This is a genomic window from Duganella fentianensis, from assembly GCF_009857835.1.
Classification (GTDB): domain Bacteria; phylum Pseudomonadota; class Gammaproteobacteria; order Burkholderiales; family Burkholderiaceae_D; genus Rugamonas; species Rugamonas fentianensis.
In genome coordinates this window covers 658,629-672,854 of the sequence record NZ_WWCL01000002.1, presented here as the reverse complement: position 1 = coordinate 672,854, position 14,226 = coordinate 658,629, and the positions used below count along the sequence as shown (strand labels likewise).

General features: G+C 62.3%; 10 protein-coding genes and 2 riboswitches. Of the genes, 1 reads left to right on the top strand and 9 read right to left on the bottom strand.

The features are described 5' to 3' along the window. Window positions 1-2: 2 nt before the first annotated feature. A complete protein-coding gene (locus GTP23_RS10860) occupies window positions 3-434 on the top strand; it encodes a hypothetical protein (protein WP_161035147.1) in 432 nt (143 codons plus the stop codon). Here the strand turns inward: GTP23_RS10860 and GTP23_RS10855 are convergent. The 9 genes from GTP23_RS10855 to GTP23_RS10815 all read right to left on the bottom strand — a co-directional run bounded on the left by GTP23_RS10855 (window position 431) and on the right by GTP23_RS10815 (window position 13,761). Then, a complete protein-coding gene (locus GTP23_RS10855; RefSeq protein ID WP_161035146.1) occupies window positions 431-1,399 on the bottom strand; it encodes an ion channel in 969 nt (322 codons plus the stop codon). The two genes, GTP23_RS10860 and GTP23_RS10855, sit on opposite strands and share 4 nt — an antisense overlap. Before the next feature lie 11 nt (window positions 1,400-1,410). Continuing rightward, window positions 1,411-1,947 carry a peptide deformylase gene (gene def / locus GTP23_RS10850; RefSeq protein ID WP_161035145.1) on the bottom strand — a complete coding sequence of 179 codons (537 nt, stop codon included), beginning with the start codon at window positions 1,945-1,947 and terminating at the stop codon, window positions 1,411-1,413. Then, window positions 1,944-2,846 (bottom strand): UTP--glucose-1-phosphate uridylyltransferase GalU, encoded by a 903-nt coding sequence (gene galU, locus GTP23_RS10845; RefSeq protein WP_161035144.1) that lies wholly within the window; start codon window positions 2,844-2,846, stop codon window positions 1,944-1,946. Before galU ends, def begins: the two co-directional genes overlap by 4 nt. A gap of 9 nt (window positions 2,847-2,855) precedes the next feature. Further along, the gene (ligA, locus tag GTP23_RS10840; RefSeq protein ID WP_161035143.1) at window positions 2,856-5,195 is read right to left on the bottom strand and encodes an NAD-dependent DNA ligase LigA; all 2,340 of its coding nucleotides are present in this window, start codon (window positions 5,193-5,195) and stop codon (window positions 2,856-2,858) included. Window positions 5,196-5,203: 8 nt separating this feature from the next. After that, window positions 5,204-6,334, bottom strand: coding sequence for a cell division protein ZipA C-terminal FtsZ-binding domain-containing protein (locus tag GTP23_RS10835; RefSeq protein ID WP_161035142.1), 1,131 nt, complete (start codon window positions 6,332-6,334; stop codon window positions 5,204-5,206). Continuing rightward, window positions 6,331-9,858, bottom strand: coding sequence for a chromosome segregation protein SMC (smc, locus tag GTP23_RS10830; protein ID WP_161035141.1), 3,528 nt, complete (start codon window positions 9,856-9,858; stop codon window positions 6,331-6,333). Before smc ends, GTP23_RS10835 begins: the two co-directional genes overlap by 4 nt. A 69-nt stretch (window positions 9,859-9,927) precedes the next feature. Then, on the bottom strand, window positions 9,928-10,581 hold the full coding sequence (locus GTP23_RS10825) for a phosphatase PAP2 family protein (RefSeq protein WP_161035140.1): 654 nt from the start codon (window positions 10,579-10,581) through the stop codon (window positions 9,928-9,930). Window positions 10,582-10,778: 197 nt separating this feature from the next. Further along, a complete protein-coding gene (locus GTP23_RS10820) occupies window positions 10,779-13,106 on the bottom strand; it encodes a DUF1631 family protein (RefSeq protein ID WP_161035139.1) in 2,328 nt (775 codons plus the stop codon). Window positions 13,107-13,200: 94 nt separating this feature from the next. Continuing rightward, window positions 13,201-13,761 carry an ATP-dependent Clp protease proteolytic subunit gene (locus tag GTP23_RS10815; RefSeq protein ID WP_161035138.1) on the bottom strand — a complete coding sequence of 187 codons (561 nt, stop codon included), beginning with the start codon at window positions 13,759-13,761 and terminating at the stop codon, window positions 13,201-13,203. A 164-nt stretch (window positions 13,762-13,925) separates the two neighbouring features. After that, window positions 13,926-14,012: riboswitch (glycine riboswitch) on the top strand. Between the two features lie 29 nt (window positions 14,013-14,041). Further along, a riboswitch (glycine riboswitch) is annotated at window positions 14,042-14,155 on the top strand. The last annotated feature ends 71 nt before the right edge of the window (window positions 14,156-14,226 follow it).

The window sequence follows — 14,226 nt, the reverse complement described above, 5'->3', positions numbered from 1 at the left end:
CCATGCCTGCTGCGCCACCCTTCCCGCTCCGTAAGGAATGCCCGCCCGGTGCTTGCGACTGCCAGCGCGACGAGCTGCTGGCGCAATGGTGCGACCGGCCGGACAGCACCGATATCCGCATCATGCAGCTCACGCGCGAAGAGGAAAAGCATCTGATCGCCCGCATCGAAGCCATGGGCAGCTATGCGGACCTGCGCCGCATCGAGGCACGGCTGTATGAACTGCTGGGCGTGCAACTGACCATTACGCCCAGCGTGAACGGCGTGCGTACCGTGATGGGCCTGCAGATCCGGCTGGCACCCCAGCCCGGCCTGTGCCGCCGCACCCGCGAAGCCGTGCCGGCCGCCGTACGGCGCTGTCTGTCCAGCCATCCGGAAATCGTCTACGCCCTGCTCGATGCGGGCGACCTGCTCGGTGGCGCTGGCCAGCTCTAGCCCGGGTGGGCCAGTGCGGCACCCGGCATATTGCCGCCTTCGGAGCCGTCCGGATAGATATCGTGGAACTTGCTGTAATCGAGGATGCGCACATTCCCTTCCAGCTTGTCGGACATGATGTCGGCAAAGTGGTGGTTGTAGAAAATGTGGTCGGCCGAATAGGTCTGGCGCGCATGCACGAAGTCATTCAGGGTATCGTCCGTCCCCGTCAGCAGCACCGACAGCGTGGCTGCTTCGCGCAGCAGATCATCCTGCGTCTTGCCCCACAGCGGGCTGGATTCATCGATGCGGTGCAGAATGGTCCAGGTCAGCGCGAATACCCCGGTGGTTTCCCGTTCCAGCTCGAGGTCGTAAAAGCGGGTGAACAGCTGGCCTTCCTGCGTCATTTCACGCCGGATCAGCGAGGCACGTACGGACGCTTCCAGTATCAGGTTGCCGCGCTCGTTACCGGCGCGCAGCATCAGAGTAGGCACGCCATTGAACGGCGTGATCACGGCCACATCGGAAAACAGAATACGTGAAGTGGGCCGCGAAAAGCGCGCGAACAGCAGGCCCGTGACCACGGCAATCTGCACCATGCCGAACAGGATTTCCGTCGATGCCACCAGATGGCCGTAGGTGGAGCCGGGGTTCATATAGCCATAGCCCACCGTGGCCAGCGTCTCGATGGAGAAGAACAGCGCATCGGGGAAGTAGCCGGGACGGGCGTTGGCGATAGACCCGGGCACGGCAAAGAAAGCTGCGGCGAAGAACAGATTGGTCAGCAGGTAGCTGACCCCGATCAGGGTGAAGAAGTTCGGCCAGCTCAGCGTGAGCATCCAGTGGTAGACGTCGCCCCAGTACCAGCGCGCCACGCCGACCCGCTTGATCTTCGAGGTCCCCATCTGGAATACCCCGCGCTCGCTGCCAACCTTGGGGCGGGCAGCTTTCTGCACGGGGATGCGCACTGGGCCTTGCTGGTTCATGCAGCTTTTCCTTAATCGTCGTCGTTGGGGTCGAGCTCGGGGAACATTACTTCGGTATAGCCGAAGCGGGAGAAATCGCGGATACGCATAGGGTACAGGATACCCAGCAGATGGTCGACTTCATGCTGCACCACGCGCGCATGGAAACCGTCCACTTCGCGCAGGATGGGCTGATTGTACTGGTCCACGCCCTGATAGCGCAGGCTGGTGTAGCGCGGCACACTGCCGCGCAGGCCGGGCACGGACAGACAGCCCTCGTAGCCCTCTTCCTGTGCGTCCGACAGCGGCGTCAGCACGGGATTGATTAATACGGTTTCCGGCACTTGCGGTGCATCGGGGTAGCGCGGATTCTGTTTGAAACCGAAGATCACCAGCTGCAGATTGACGCCGATCTGTGGCGCGGCCAGCCCGGCGCCGTTGGCTGCATGCATGGTGTCGAACATATCGGCGATCAGCGTGCGCATGGCGGGCGTATCGAACTCCGTCACCGGTTCGGCCACCCGCAGCAAGCGCGGGTCGCCCATCTTCAGAATCTCGCGGACTGTCACTTGGACGCCCCCTCTTCGATCAGGCCGTGCATATCGCGCAGGAACTTGCAGTACTCGCTGCCCGTTTCCGCGTGCTTCAGGCCCATGGCCGTCATGGCCTTCAGGTAGCCCAGCTTGGAACCGCAGTCGTAGCGCGTGCCGTCGTAGCGGTAAGCCAGTACCCGTTCATCCTTCATCAGCGCGGCAATGCCGTCGGTCAGCTGGATCTCGCCGCCCGTGCCGGTGCCCAGATTTTCCAGATAGTTGAAGATGCGGCCAGACAGCACATAGCGCCCCACCACGGCCAGCGTGGACGGCGCATCTTCCGGTTTCGGTTTCTCGACGATGCCATGTACCAGTTCCAGCTTGGGCTGGTAGGCCGACGCGCTGACGATGCCGTACTGGCGGGTGGCTGCACGCGGCACTTCCTGCACCGCCAGTATGCTGCAGCGTTCATACGCATGCAGCGCCGTCATCTGCGCCAGCACGGGCGCCACGCCTTCCGCCGTATCCATGAAGTCATCGGCCAGCAGTACGGCAAACGGTTCGTCGCCGATGATGGGACGGGCGCACAGCACGGCATGGCCCAGCCCCAGCGGCTCGGACTGGCGGATGTAGATGCAGTTGACGTGCTTGGGGATCACATTGCGCACCAGTTCCAGCAGCGCCTGTTTATTGGCTGCTTCCAGTTCCGCTTCCAGCTCGTAGGCTTTGTCGAAATGGTCTTCGATGGCGCGCTTGTTACGGCCCGTGATGAACACCATCTCCGTAATACCGGCTGCCACCGCTTCTTCTACTGCATACTGGATCAGCGGCTTGTCCACGATGGGCAGCATCTCTTTCGGCTGCGCCTTGGTGGCGGGAAGGAAGCGGCTACCGAGACCGGCCACCGGAAAAACTGCTTTGGTAATCTTCGACATCGTAGTGTGTTATCCCTGTGCGGAAAGCAGTGCCAGCAGCCCTGCTTCGTCAATAATGGTTACTTCCAGATCCTGTGCCTTGGCCAGCTTGCTGCCGGCGTCGGCGCCTGCCACCAGATAATGGGTCTTCTTCGAAACGGAACCCGAAACTTTGCCGCCCTGTGCTTCGATCATAGCGCCAGCCTGATCGCGGCTCAAGCCGGGCAGCGTGCCGGTCAGCACAAAGGTCTTGCCCGTCAGCGGCCCTTCTGCAACAGCTTCGGGCAACTGGGCCAGCAGGTCATTGCGTAAATGATCTAGCGCAATCAGCCGATCGCGATGGCCTTCCTGTCGCATCCAGTCTTCCAGCGCCTCGGCCACGCCGGCGGGCAGGCCGAACACATTGAATACGGGCAGATGGGCCAGCACCTGCAGCGTGATTTCCTGCTCCACCAGCTGCTTGCAGCGCGCTTCGGTCAGCTTGGGTATGCCCAGCGCCGCCATCAGCTTGACGGGATCGAGCTTCTCGCGCAGCTTGGCGCTAGGCGCATGTTCGCCCTGCGGCGTCACACCGGCCGCCAGCAGTGCATCGATGGCTTCCTGATTCTTAGGCTCGGCAAAAAACTCGGCGATGGAATCGGCCACCACGCCGCCAATATCGGGCAGCACGCGCAGCAGCGCGCTCGGTACGCGGCGGATCAGATCGAAGCGGCCCAGCCATTCGGCCAGCGTCTTGCCGGTCGACTCGCCCACATGGCGTATGCCCAGTGCGAACAGCAGACGTTCCAGCGGCGGCTTGCGGCTGGCGGCTATCGCTTCCAGCAGATTCTCGGCCCACTTGGTCGCCACCTTACCTTGCACCACGGTTTCCGGCGTAGTGCCGTCGCGTTCATCGGCCAGGCGCTTCATTTCCAGCAGATCGTTCAGAGTCAGCGCATACAGATCGGCCACGCGCTGCACCTTGCCATGCTCGACCAGATTGTCGATATAGCGGTCACCCAGACCTTCGATATCCATCATGCGCCGGCCGGCGAAGTGACGGATGGCTTCCTTGCGCTGGGCCGAGCAGAACAGCCCGCCCGAGCAGCGCGCTATCGCTTCGCCTTCTTCGCGCACCACGTGCGAGCCGCACACGGGGCAGCTACGCGGCAGTACATACATGGCCGGTTCCGGCTGCGGGCGGCGTTCCAGCACCACGGACAGCACTTCCGGTATCACGTCGCCAGCGCGGCGTACGATCACCGTATCGCCCACCCGCACATCCTTGCGCCGCACTTCGTCTTCGTTATGCAGCGTGGCGTTGGTCACGTTGACGCCGCCGACAAACACGGAAGCCAGCCGCGCTACCGGCGTGATGGCGCCCGTGCGACCTACCTGCACTTCGATCGCCAGCACCGTGGTCAGCGCTTCTTCGGCGGGGAATTTATGGGCCAGCGCAAAGCGTGGCGCGCGCGACACGAAGCCCAGCGTACGCTGGTCCTGCAGCAGATTGGCCTTGTACACCACGCCGTCGATTTCGTAAGGCATGGTGGGACGTGCCGCACCGATACGGGCGTAGTAGTCCATCAGGCCTTCATAGCCGCGCACCACGGCACCCTCTTTCGCCACGGGCAGGCCTAGCGTGCGATACCAGTCCAGCAGCGCCGAGTGCGACAGCGGCATAGGCGCGCCTTCCAGTGCACCCACGCCGTAGGCGAAGAAACTCAGCTTGCGCTGCGCCGTAATGCGCGAATCGAGCTGGCGCAGGCTGCCCGCCGCCGCATTGCGCGGATTGACAAATTCCTTCTGGCCGGCATCGCGCTGGCGCGCATTGAGCGCTTCAAAATCCGCTTTGAACATCAGCACTTCGCCGCGCACATCCAGCACGGCGGGCGGCGTATCCGTCTTCAGACGCAGCGGGATGCTGCGGATGGTGCGGATATTGGTCGTCACGTCTTCACCTGTATAACCATCACCGCGCGTGGCAGCCTGCACCAGCAGGCCGTGCTCGTAGCGCAGATTGATGGCCAGCCCGTCGTATTTGACTTCGGCCGCATACTCCACCGCAGCGACGGCATCCAGCCCTTCGCGCACGCGCCGGTCGAAGTTCTCGATATCTTCGTCGGTGAAGCCATTATTCAGCGACAGCATGGGTACGCTGTGGGTGACCTGATCGAACTGGGGCAGCGGCGCCGCGCCTACCCGCTGGGTGGGCGAATCGGGCAGCGCCCATTGCGGATGGGCTGCTTCCAGCTGCTGCAGTTCGATGAACAGACGGTCGTACTCGGCGTCGGGGATGGTCGGTGCATCCTCGACGTGATAGGCGTGCAGATGGCGGTTCAGCTCTGCGCTCAGAGCGGCGATGCGCGCCTGAAAATCTACTTCGGTCATGCCACTTCCTAGCTAAACAGACGCAGCGCCCGTGCCGAACCGGCCGGAATCTCGGCGTCGTTCATCTCGGTGTAGAAGTCCTGCACCTGACCGGCGATTTCCTCCAGCGAGGCATCGGACAGGGGCTGGTTGTAATCGTCGACGATGGTGGCGTCCAGACGCGTCATCAGCGAACGGGCGCAAGCCACCATGGCACCGAAGCCGTCGCGCGCCGGTGCCACGCAAGGCACATCCAGCAGCAGCGTCAGGCGCGAAGTGGTTTCTTCCGCCAGCGTAACATTGGTGGACAGGCTGAACAGGCTACCGCCCTCGCCGTCCGGCATCACGTAACGGCCATCCGGGCGCACATCGAAGCCCTGTTTTTCCAGCGCACCGATCAGGGTCGCGATGGCCCATGGTGCGCCATTCGATTGCAGGTTCACGCCCAGCTGGGCGTCGTGGCTGGCCACGAAGCGGTGCAGATTGCGTGCTTCCGCCATCACTTCTATCATGTCCGGCACTTCCGGCTCGGCGCCGATTTCATCGGCCATGGCGCGCAAACGCGTCACCAGTTCCGAGTATTCGAGTTCGTTCAGCGCGGTGGTGCGGCTGGCCAGTTGTACGCCGCCCTGCAGCTTGGTGTACACGCCGCCATGCACGATAGGCTCCCACTCGCCAGCCACGCTATAGCCGATGAAATGCACAGGCTTGTTGCCGGCCATGCGCAAGGTCTGCAGCACGGGCAGCAGCTTGTCGCCACGGGCGGCGCTTTCCAGCGCCAGCGGCAGCAGGCAATCGATCTGCGGATCGACCAGCGCCAGCGCTGCTTCGGCACGGGCGTGGCGCGCGGCTTCCGCTGCTTCCAGCGCGGCCCGTTCGGCCGCTTCACTATCCAGCCCGGCAGCCACGGCTTCCAGCGCGGCAGCAGCAGCCGAAGCCTCGCCCCCGGCCAGCCCCGGCGCATCGTCGTCCGCCGCGAAGCTAGGCTCGTGGCGCGTGGCCGGTACCTCGCCGACGCGCATCAGCACGTCGTCATGATCGTTGGCAAAGGCCCGGTCCACACTCTTGCGGGCGCGGTATTCCTGAATTTTGTTGTAGCTGTAAACGCCGGCGACGAATACGCCGGCTATGCCGATTAAGCTCAGTTGTAGGTCTGTCATGCTGCTTGTGCCTCAGTAGCAAAATTGGCAGCGGATTCCATATCCACCGCCACAATGCGCGATACGCCCTGCTCTTGCATCGTCACACCGATCAGTTGATTGGCCATCTCCATCGCAATCTTGTTGTGCGAGATGAAGAGGAATTGGGTCTGGTCAGACATGCGTTTGACCATCCTGCAAAAACGTTCAGTATTGGCGTCGTCCAGCGGTGCATCGACTTCGTCGAGCAGGCAGAACGGCGCCGGATTCAGGCGGAACATGGAGAACACCAGCGCCGTCGCCGTCAGGGCTTTTTCGCCGCCCGACAGCAGATGGATGGTGGCGTTCTTTTTACCCGGCGGCTGGGCCATCACCTGCACGCCGGAGTCGAGTATCTCGTCGCCCGTCATGATCAGCTTGGCCTGTCCACCGCCGAACAGTATCGGGAACAGTTCCGAGAAGTGGCCGTTGACGCGGTCAAAGGTGTCCTGCAGCAGATCGCGGGTTTCCTTGTCGATGCGGGTGATCGCATCTTCCAGCGTATTGATGGCTTCCGTCAGGTCGGCATTCTGCATGTCGAGGAAGTTCTTGCGCTCCGATGCCGTGGCCAGTTCTTCCAGTGCCGCCAGATTAACGGCGCCCAGCATGGCAATGGCATTGGTCAGGCGCGTCACTTCGCCCTGCAGATACGAAGCCTTCATATCGGGATGCAGCTTCTCTGCCAGCGCCGCTTCGTCGGCCTGCGCCTCCACCAGCTGGGCTGCATACTGCTCCAGATTCAGGCGCGCGGCCTGCTCCTTGAGCTGCATCTCCATGATCTTGTCACGCTGCGGTTGCAGCGCGCGTTCGGTCGACATGCGGCCTTCTTCGAACATGCGCAGCTGCTGGGCGATCTGGTCCAGTTCATGGCGCGCATCGGACAGGGCTTTTTCCTGCGCCGTACGACGATCCAGCAAGTCCTGCAGACCGTCGTTGCTCTGGCCAGACTCCAGACTGGCCAGTTCCTGCTGGCCCGCTTCCAGACTCTGCGTGACCTGCGCCACCTGCGCGCTGGCGGTGGCAATCGCGCGGCGGTATTCCTCGATCTTGCTACGCTGCGACTTCTCGGCAAACTGGGCTTCCTGCGCGGCCCGTTCCAGATCGCGCAGCGCTTCGCGCGCGTCGGCCAGCCGCTGTTCCTTTTCCATGAACACGGTCTGCTGGTCTTCGTGCTCGCCCTGCAGATTGCCCAGCTCCATATCGAGCTGTTCGAATTTCTCTTCCGATTCCAGCTTGATCTGGGTCTGCTCTTCTTCCTGCGCGGTGATTTCGGCCAGATCGGCTTCCAGCTGGCCGCTGCGCTGCTTGAAGCGCGCTTCCACTTCGGCCGCCTTCACCACTTCCAGCTGCAGCGTATGCACGCTGGCCTGCAGGCTTTGCAACTTAGCGCGGTACTCGGCCAGCTGGCGCGTCAGATTGCTGACGGCAGCATCGGCACGCACGGCACGCGCACGCGCTTCGTCGGCCAGCATCTGCTGGGCGCGCAGCTGCTTGGTGATGTTCTCGATTTCCTGCTGGCGCCCCAGCATGCCGTCCTGCTCCGAATCGGCCGCATAGAAACGCACGCTGCCCTGGGTAATCGCATGGCCCTGACGCGTGACGAAGCAGCCGCCTGCCGGCAGTTGCGCGCGGCGCGCAAAAGCACTGGCCGCATCTTCCGCCAGATAGACGTTGTGCAGCCAGTCCTGCAGCAAGACGCGCAACGATGGATCGTTGAGCTTGAGCAGGCTAATGAACGGCGTCAGCCCCGCCACTTCCGCCATCTGCGACGGCTGCGCGTTCGACGGTGCAAACAGCGCCAGCTTGGCCGGCGGTGCATCGTTGAAGAAGGCTTGCGCCCATTCGATGTTCGACATCTGCAAAGCCTGCATGCGCTCGCGCAGCACGGCTTCCAGTGCGTTCTCCCAGCCCTCTTCGATATGCAGTTTCTGCCACAGGCGCGGCAGCGTATCGAGTTCGTGCTTCTGCAGCCATGGCGTGACCTTGCCTTGCGACTGCACCCGTTCCTGCATCTGGCGCAGTGCATTCAGACGCGCTTCCAGCTGGGCGTTGGTGGCCGTCTCGGTCTGCACCTGCTGCTGCGCCAGCTGACGTTCCGCTTCGATCTGCGGCTGCTGTTCCAGCGCTTCTTCCAGCAGCATGTTCTGCTCTTCCAGCGCCTGCTGCTTTTCTTCCAGCTGCAGACGCAGGTTTTCCAGATGCGCGCTATCGGGCAGGCTCAGTCCATTCTTTTCCTGCTGCAGCCGTTCGCGCCGCATCGCCAGCCCGTTCAGAATATTGTTGGCATTGCGCTGATGGGCCGATTCCAGTTCCAGTTGCTGCTGCGCCTGCATGATGCGGGCGCGCGATTCCACGCTCAGCGTCTGCGCTTCGCGCCAGGTCTGTTCCAGCATGGGCAGCGCTTCAGCCTTCTGCTCGGCCATTATCTGCGCCTGCTCCACCTTGGCCGACAGTTCTTCCAGCGTGAACTCGCCTTCCTCGATCTGGCCCGCGTATTCGCTAGCCTGATGCTGCCACTGGTCGCGCTGGGCCGTCAGAGCGGCCAGCTGGGCCTGCAGACGGGTGCGCGATTCGACGACGAATTTGATCTGCGCTTCCAGACTGCCGATTTCCGCATTGGTCTGGTACAGATGGCCTTGCGCCGTATGCAGATGATCACCGGCAGCAAAGTGCGCCTGCCGCGTCTGTTCCAGCGACAGTTCCACATTGCGCAGCTTGGCCGTCTGCTCTTCCAGCTCGTTCTGCGCCAGTTCCACTTCGCGGAAATACTTCTTCTGCTCGTTCTCTGCCTCGATCTTGCGCAACAACCACAGCAGCTTCTGCTTTTCTTCCTGATCGGCCTGCAGCTGGTGGAACTTGGTGGCCACGGCCGCCTGCCCTTCCAGCTTTTCCAGGTTGGTATTCAGTTCGCGCAGTATGTCTTCCACCCGCAGCAGATTTTCACGCGTATCGTGCAGGCGGTTTTCCGTCTCGCGCCGTCTTTCCTTGTACTTGGAAACGCCGGCCGCTTCTTCCAGAAACACACGCAGCTCTTCTGGCCGCGATTCGATGATGCGGCTGATCATGCCCTGACCGATGATGGCGTAGGCACGCGGCCCCAGCCCCGTACCGAGGAAAATATCCTGAATATCGCGCCGGCGCACGGGCTGGCCATTGATGTAGTAGGTCGAAGTGCCGTCGCGCGTCAGCGTGCGCTTGACGGCGATTTCCGCGTACTGGCCCCACTGGCCGGCTGCCTTGCCCGCATTGTTATCGAACACCAGTTCGACGGAAGCGCGTCCGGCTGGTTTGCGGTGAGTGGAGCCATTGAAAATCACGTCCTGCATGGATTCGCCACGCAGTTCCGAAGCCTTGGATTCGCCCAGCACCCAGCGTACGGCATCGATAATATTCGACTTGCCGCAACCATTGGGACCGACTACGCCAACCAGTTGACCCGGCACCTGAAAATTGGTGGGATCAACGAAAGACTTAAATCCCGACAATTTGATGGAAGAAAGACGCACGTTGTTATCTGGTGTTTGGGCTGAAAAACTTCACAATAATACCATTTTGCACTCTGAATCAGGCCATTTTCACAGGGAGAATCCCCCTGACGACGAGTGCTGCAGGGTTTTCGGCTTGCGCCAGATGGCACGGGTATAGGTCTGGTCGCGGCCCGACAAATGCATTGCCAGTTGTGCAATCCATTGCTCCGCCGGCACCGGTTCCACGCGCGGTGCGATCAGCACGATCGGTAGACACATCAGCAACAGCCAGCGACTCATTACCATGTGCTGCTGCACGCTGGCATACCAGATGAAACTGGCGGCCACCAGCAAGCCCAGTATGCAACCGGTCACCGCCTCGGAGACGGAATGGGCTTCGACGTACACCCGGGAAATGGCGATCAGCACAGCCAGCGCCACGCCAGCCACTGTAGCAGCCACGCGCCATGGTAGCGTCCTGTTACGCACCAGCAGGAAAAAGGCGACCGGGAACACCGCCGCCGCCCGCATGGCATGGCCACTGAAACCGGCGAACTCCACCGCTTTCACTCCCATACCCCACCCCATGAACGCCACTTTGGTCGCCACTACCAGCGCCATGCCGGCACCGAACAGAGCGCACCATGCCGCCGTCAGATGCCAGGAACGGCCAGCCACCAGCCAGATGGCGATTGCCACGCCGATAGGCGCCGTTACCGCCAGACTCCCCACCATACTGAGGCCATGCCACCACATCATCATTCCGCTCGCCCTATCGCTGTCTTATCTATCACCGTTGAACGGGCACCTGGCGGCACCCGCGACACCCAAGCAGGCCAAGGCCACCATTAAAACACAAGCAATAGTAAAACACGTAGAAATTGCTGCATATCAATAGTTAGCGTCGATACCCCTAGCATGACATATTTTCATTAAGACAACATGAAATACGGCGAAATTCAGGCAGCGCGGGCCAGCGCCTGGTTGAGTGCGCCGCTGACGACATCCGTGTCGCAGACGATACGGACGCTGCCCGCATCAAAGCGCTGGGCCAGCTCGTCTGCGCTCAGGGAATACGCTTCCTGGCGGCTGGCCGTAGCAAAAATGTACAGGCTGCGCAGAGGACTGACCCAGGCCAGCTTGACTTGCTGGCAGGCAGCGCCGGGCTGATCGAACTCCAGCCACATGCCCCGTTGCAGACTTGCCACATCGTCACTGAGGCGCATGGCTTGCGCCCCTGCGAGTACGATGTCGGGCGGCAAAGCTGCGGCACGCTGCAGCGCGTCCCCCTTGCCGGCAGCAATCGCCAGTTCAAGCTGGCGTTCAGGATTGAGTTCCAGCGGCGCGCGCACGATGGCGGCATGGCACTCGGCCAGCTCGGCAAAGAACTGCACCCGTTCCTCGCCCTGCCATTGCACCAGATCCAGCCACTTATTCAGCGCGCCCAGCAGGGCGGGCAATTTCAGCAGCAAACGCTTGCGTTCATGCACATTCAGCTTGGGCTGTACGCTCCACAGCAGCTCGTCCATGGCACAGGTAGCATGATCGATCGCGCCGGACTTTTCATCTTCGATGCGGTAGGCAAATGCCAGCACCTCGATCCAGCGCTGCGACAGGAAATCGCGCACCAGCGCCATTACTTCCACGCCGTCCAGCCGCGCCGCCAGCGCGGCCTCGGCCTGCCGGCGCGCTACCAGCGCTTTTTCCTGCTTGAGGGCAGCGGCGATGGGCGCAGCCATGCGCTCTGTCTCCTGCTGTTCCTGTGCGGCCAGTGTAGCTTCCAGCTCATCCACGGCAGTGGCAAATGCGGCTGCTTCTTCCGAGCCATCGCGCCCGACCCGCTCCACGCTGCGCTGCATGGCTTGCAGGCGTCCGGCATCGGGCACCATGCGCTGTTCCCAGCCCAGTCGCGACAGCAGATCGATCAGCTTGCGTGCCGGATGCTGGTCCTGAAAGAAGAATTGCTGGTCCATCAGCGCCGCCTTGAGCACGGGGATCTGCAGCAGCAGCATGAGATCGCGGATTTCCTGTGCGATGTTGTGATCGCGGAACACGGTTTCAAACACGGCGGACAGCAGATCAATGGTGCCTTCATCGGCATGGCTCAGACTACCCCGCGGCAGCCCGGCCTTCAGCTGGGGCAGATAAAAAATCTGTGCACCGCCTGTGCTGGCTGGCGCTGCGCCAGCGGTGCTCATACCTGCGCCGGCCTTGGCATCAGCGGCCGAATCCGCAGCAAAACCGGCGCCGCCACTAGCCTCGGCCGGTGGCATGGGCATGCGCGGCCACTGCGCCAGATAGGCCAGTAGCGATGACGGCGCGGCCGCCGCTGCAGCGACGCCTCCGCCCTCGCTCGCCACCGCGCTGCGCACCGGACCGGCCGCAAAGAACTGGCGCAGCTTGTGAGCCAGCTCGCTCCGGTCGGCATGGCTGGCGTGGCTCGCATGTGCCGTCTGGGCGCTACGGGCATCATGACCAGTATGGACAGCCTGAGTGGCGCGTCCGCCATGGTCGCCGGACCGGTGCGCGGATGGCGCCAGCGCGGATTCTGCAGAACCCTGAAAAGCTTCAGGCGGCAATGGCGCCACACTGACTTCGACCGGCACCACCCGCACGCTCGAGACCTCCGGCCTCAGGGCCAGATGGCGCTGCAGACAGCTGTTCAATGCTTCGAGCACGGGTGCAAGATCGAGAAACACCTCTGGCTGGCATAGCTCGGCCAGCCCTAGCGCAGCCGCATCGTCCTGCCCGAACTCCTGCCAGGCCTGCCATATGGCGGTGAGAAAAACTTCTGGACGGAACGGCAACTGGGCCAGCCTCAGAGTATCGCGCTGGAACAGCCGTGCCAGCCCCCCATTCAGACTTTGCAGGGCCGCCGCATGGCGCACCTCGAATGGCCTGGCCAGACCAGCCATGGCCAGTTGCTGGTCCATCTCCTCGAATGGCACCAGCGACAGGGATAGTTCGACCGCCGGACGGGCAGCCGGCGCCGAGGCCGGCGCTAGCGCCGCCATCTCGCGCCGCAAGGCTTGCTCCAGCGCGCCACTGGCCATAGGCAGAAAAGCATACTGACGCTGGCGCAGGCCATTGCCGGCGCGCAGCCGCGCCTGCACCGTCTCGGGCTGTACCGCACTACCGTCGAGCAGACACTGGGCCAGCCGCTGCACCAGCCCCAGCAACTGGGCCTCGACCTGCTGCCTGGCCAGCGCAATCAGCTCCTCCAGCACGGCATGGCGTGCCGAAACGGCACGGTGTCTGGCGTTCGATGATGTGGAAATTGCAACCATGGCCACTTATTTCTGCCTTAATCTGTCCTACCATCATTCTGGCACATTATTTCCACATGGCAATAGCATCAAGGCATTTCTGCGTGGAAAATTTTCAGATGTTGCAGACCCGCTGCCCGGCCGGCGGAATGAAGTCCGTCACGCCATGCACCATTCCCACACCCAGCGCCTCGGCTGCCGTCAGGTGCAGATCGGAATAGGCATGGATGCGCCAGTGCTGCTCTTCCAGCTGCACATGCTGGCGCAGTATGGCCTCGGTGCGGGCATCATCGGCCTGCAAACCTTCCACGATGATGCGCAGCGCATCGGGCCGCGCCCCGTGTGGCGCACTGGCATGGGATTTGTGCACCATGAAACGCGCAGTGCTGCTGGCATAGCGCTCGGCACCGGCCAGAAACAGCGTGACGGCGATCGACGCCACGGCGCCCGCGTTATAGGTGATGAACTTGATGGGCAGCTTGCTCAGGTAGTTGTACAGGCAGATACCGTCGCTCACATAGCCGCCGTTCGACTGGATCAGCAGATGCGCGGTGCTGATGTGGTCTTCCGTCATATCGGCCACGGCGTCGAACACGCGCCGCACCATATCGCTATTCACATCGCCCGACAGGGTGTACCACCCGTGCCCCGCATATTTTCCGGCTTCCTGTCCCATGTTACCTCCCATGAAATGGTGCAATTTATTCTAGCAAAGCTAAGGTTTTACGGGCGCCAGCCGTGCGCCTTTCGTGCGCGCACTCAAGCGCCGCAAACGCCCTGCAAGCGGGCCTGTCCATGCGTTCCAGATTGACATTAACCCTGTTTCTGACATATATTCCCGAGTCTTGATCGGGAGAGGGCAAACCAGCGTTGCCGCCGAAGGGGCACTACCCAAAAACTCTCAGGCAAAAGGACCAATCAAGGGACCAGCGCGACCGCACCAGCGGGATGCCAACTGGGCCAACTCTGGAGAGCGATCGCGGCACTGGCCAGCGATCCACCGAAGGGGCGCACGGAGCACGGTATCCCCGTCCCGTAATCTCTCAGGTACCAAGGACAGAGGGGCTGCGATCATTGCGAAGTGCCGCACTAGCGGGCGCTTCTTGTGTGTTCTGTTAACCCCTCACGATTTGGACCGAGT

Coding starts and splice junctions, on each gene's coding strand:
- GTP23_RS10815 (WP_161035138.1), bottom strand. CDS start 13,761: ATGGGACAGGAAGCCGGAAAATATGCGGGGCACGGGTGGTACACCCTG.
- ligA (WP_161035143.1), bottom strand. CDS start 5,195: ATGACCGAAGTAGATTTTCAGGCGCGCATCGCCGCTCTGAGCGCAGAG.
- galU (WP_161035144.1), bottom strand. CDS start 2,846: ATGTCGAAGATTACCAAAGCAGTTTTTCCGGTGGCCGGTCTCGGTAGC.
- GTP23_RS10835 (WP_161035142.1), bottom strand. CDS start 6,334: ATGACAGACCTACAACTGAGCTTAATCGGCATAGCCGGCGTATTCGTC.
- GTP23_RS10825 (WP_161035140.1), bottom strand. CDS start 10,581: ATGATGATGTGGTGGCATGGCCTCAGTATGGTGGGGAGTCTGGCGGTA.
- GTP23_RS10855 (WP_161035146.1), bottom strand. CDS start 1,399: ATGAACCAGCAAGGCCCAGTGCGCATCCCCGTGCAGAAAGCTGCCCGC.
- GTP23_RS10860 (WP_161035147.1), top strand. CDS start 3: ATGCCTGCTGCGCCACCCTTCCCGCTCCGTAAGGAATGCCCGCCCGGT.
- GTP23_RS10820 (WP_161035139.1), bottom strand. CDS start 13,106: ATGGTTGCAATTTCCACATCATCGAACGCCAGACACCGTGCCGTTTCG.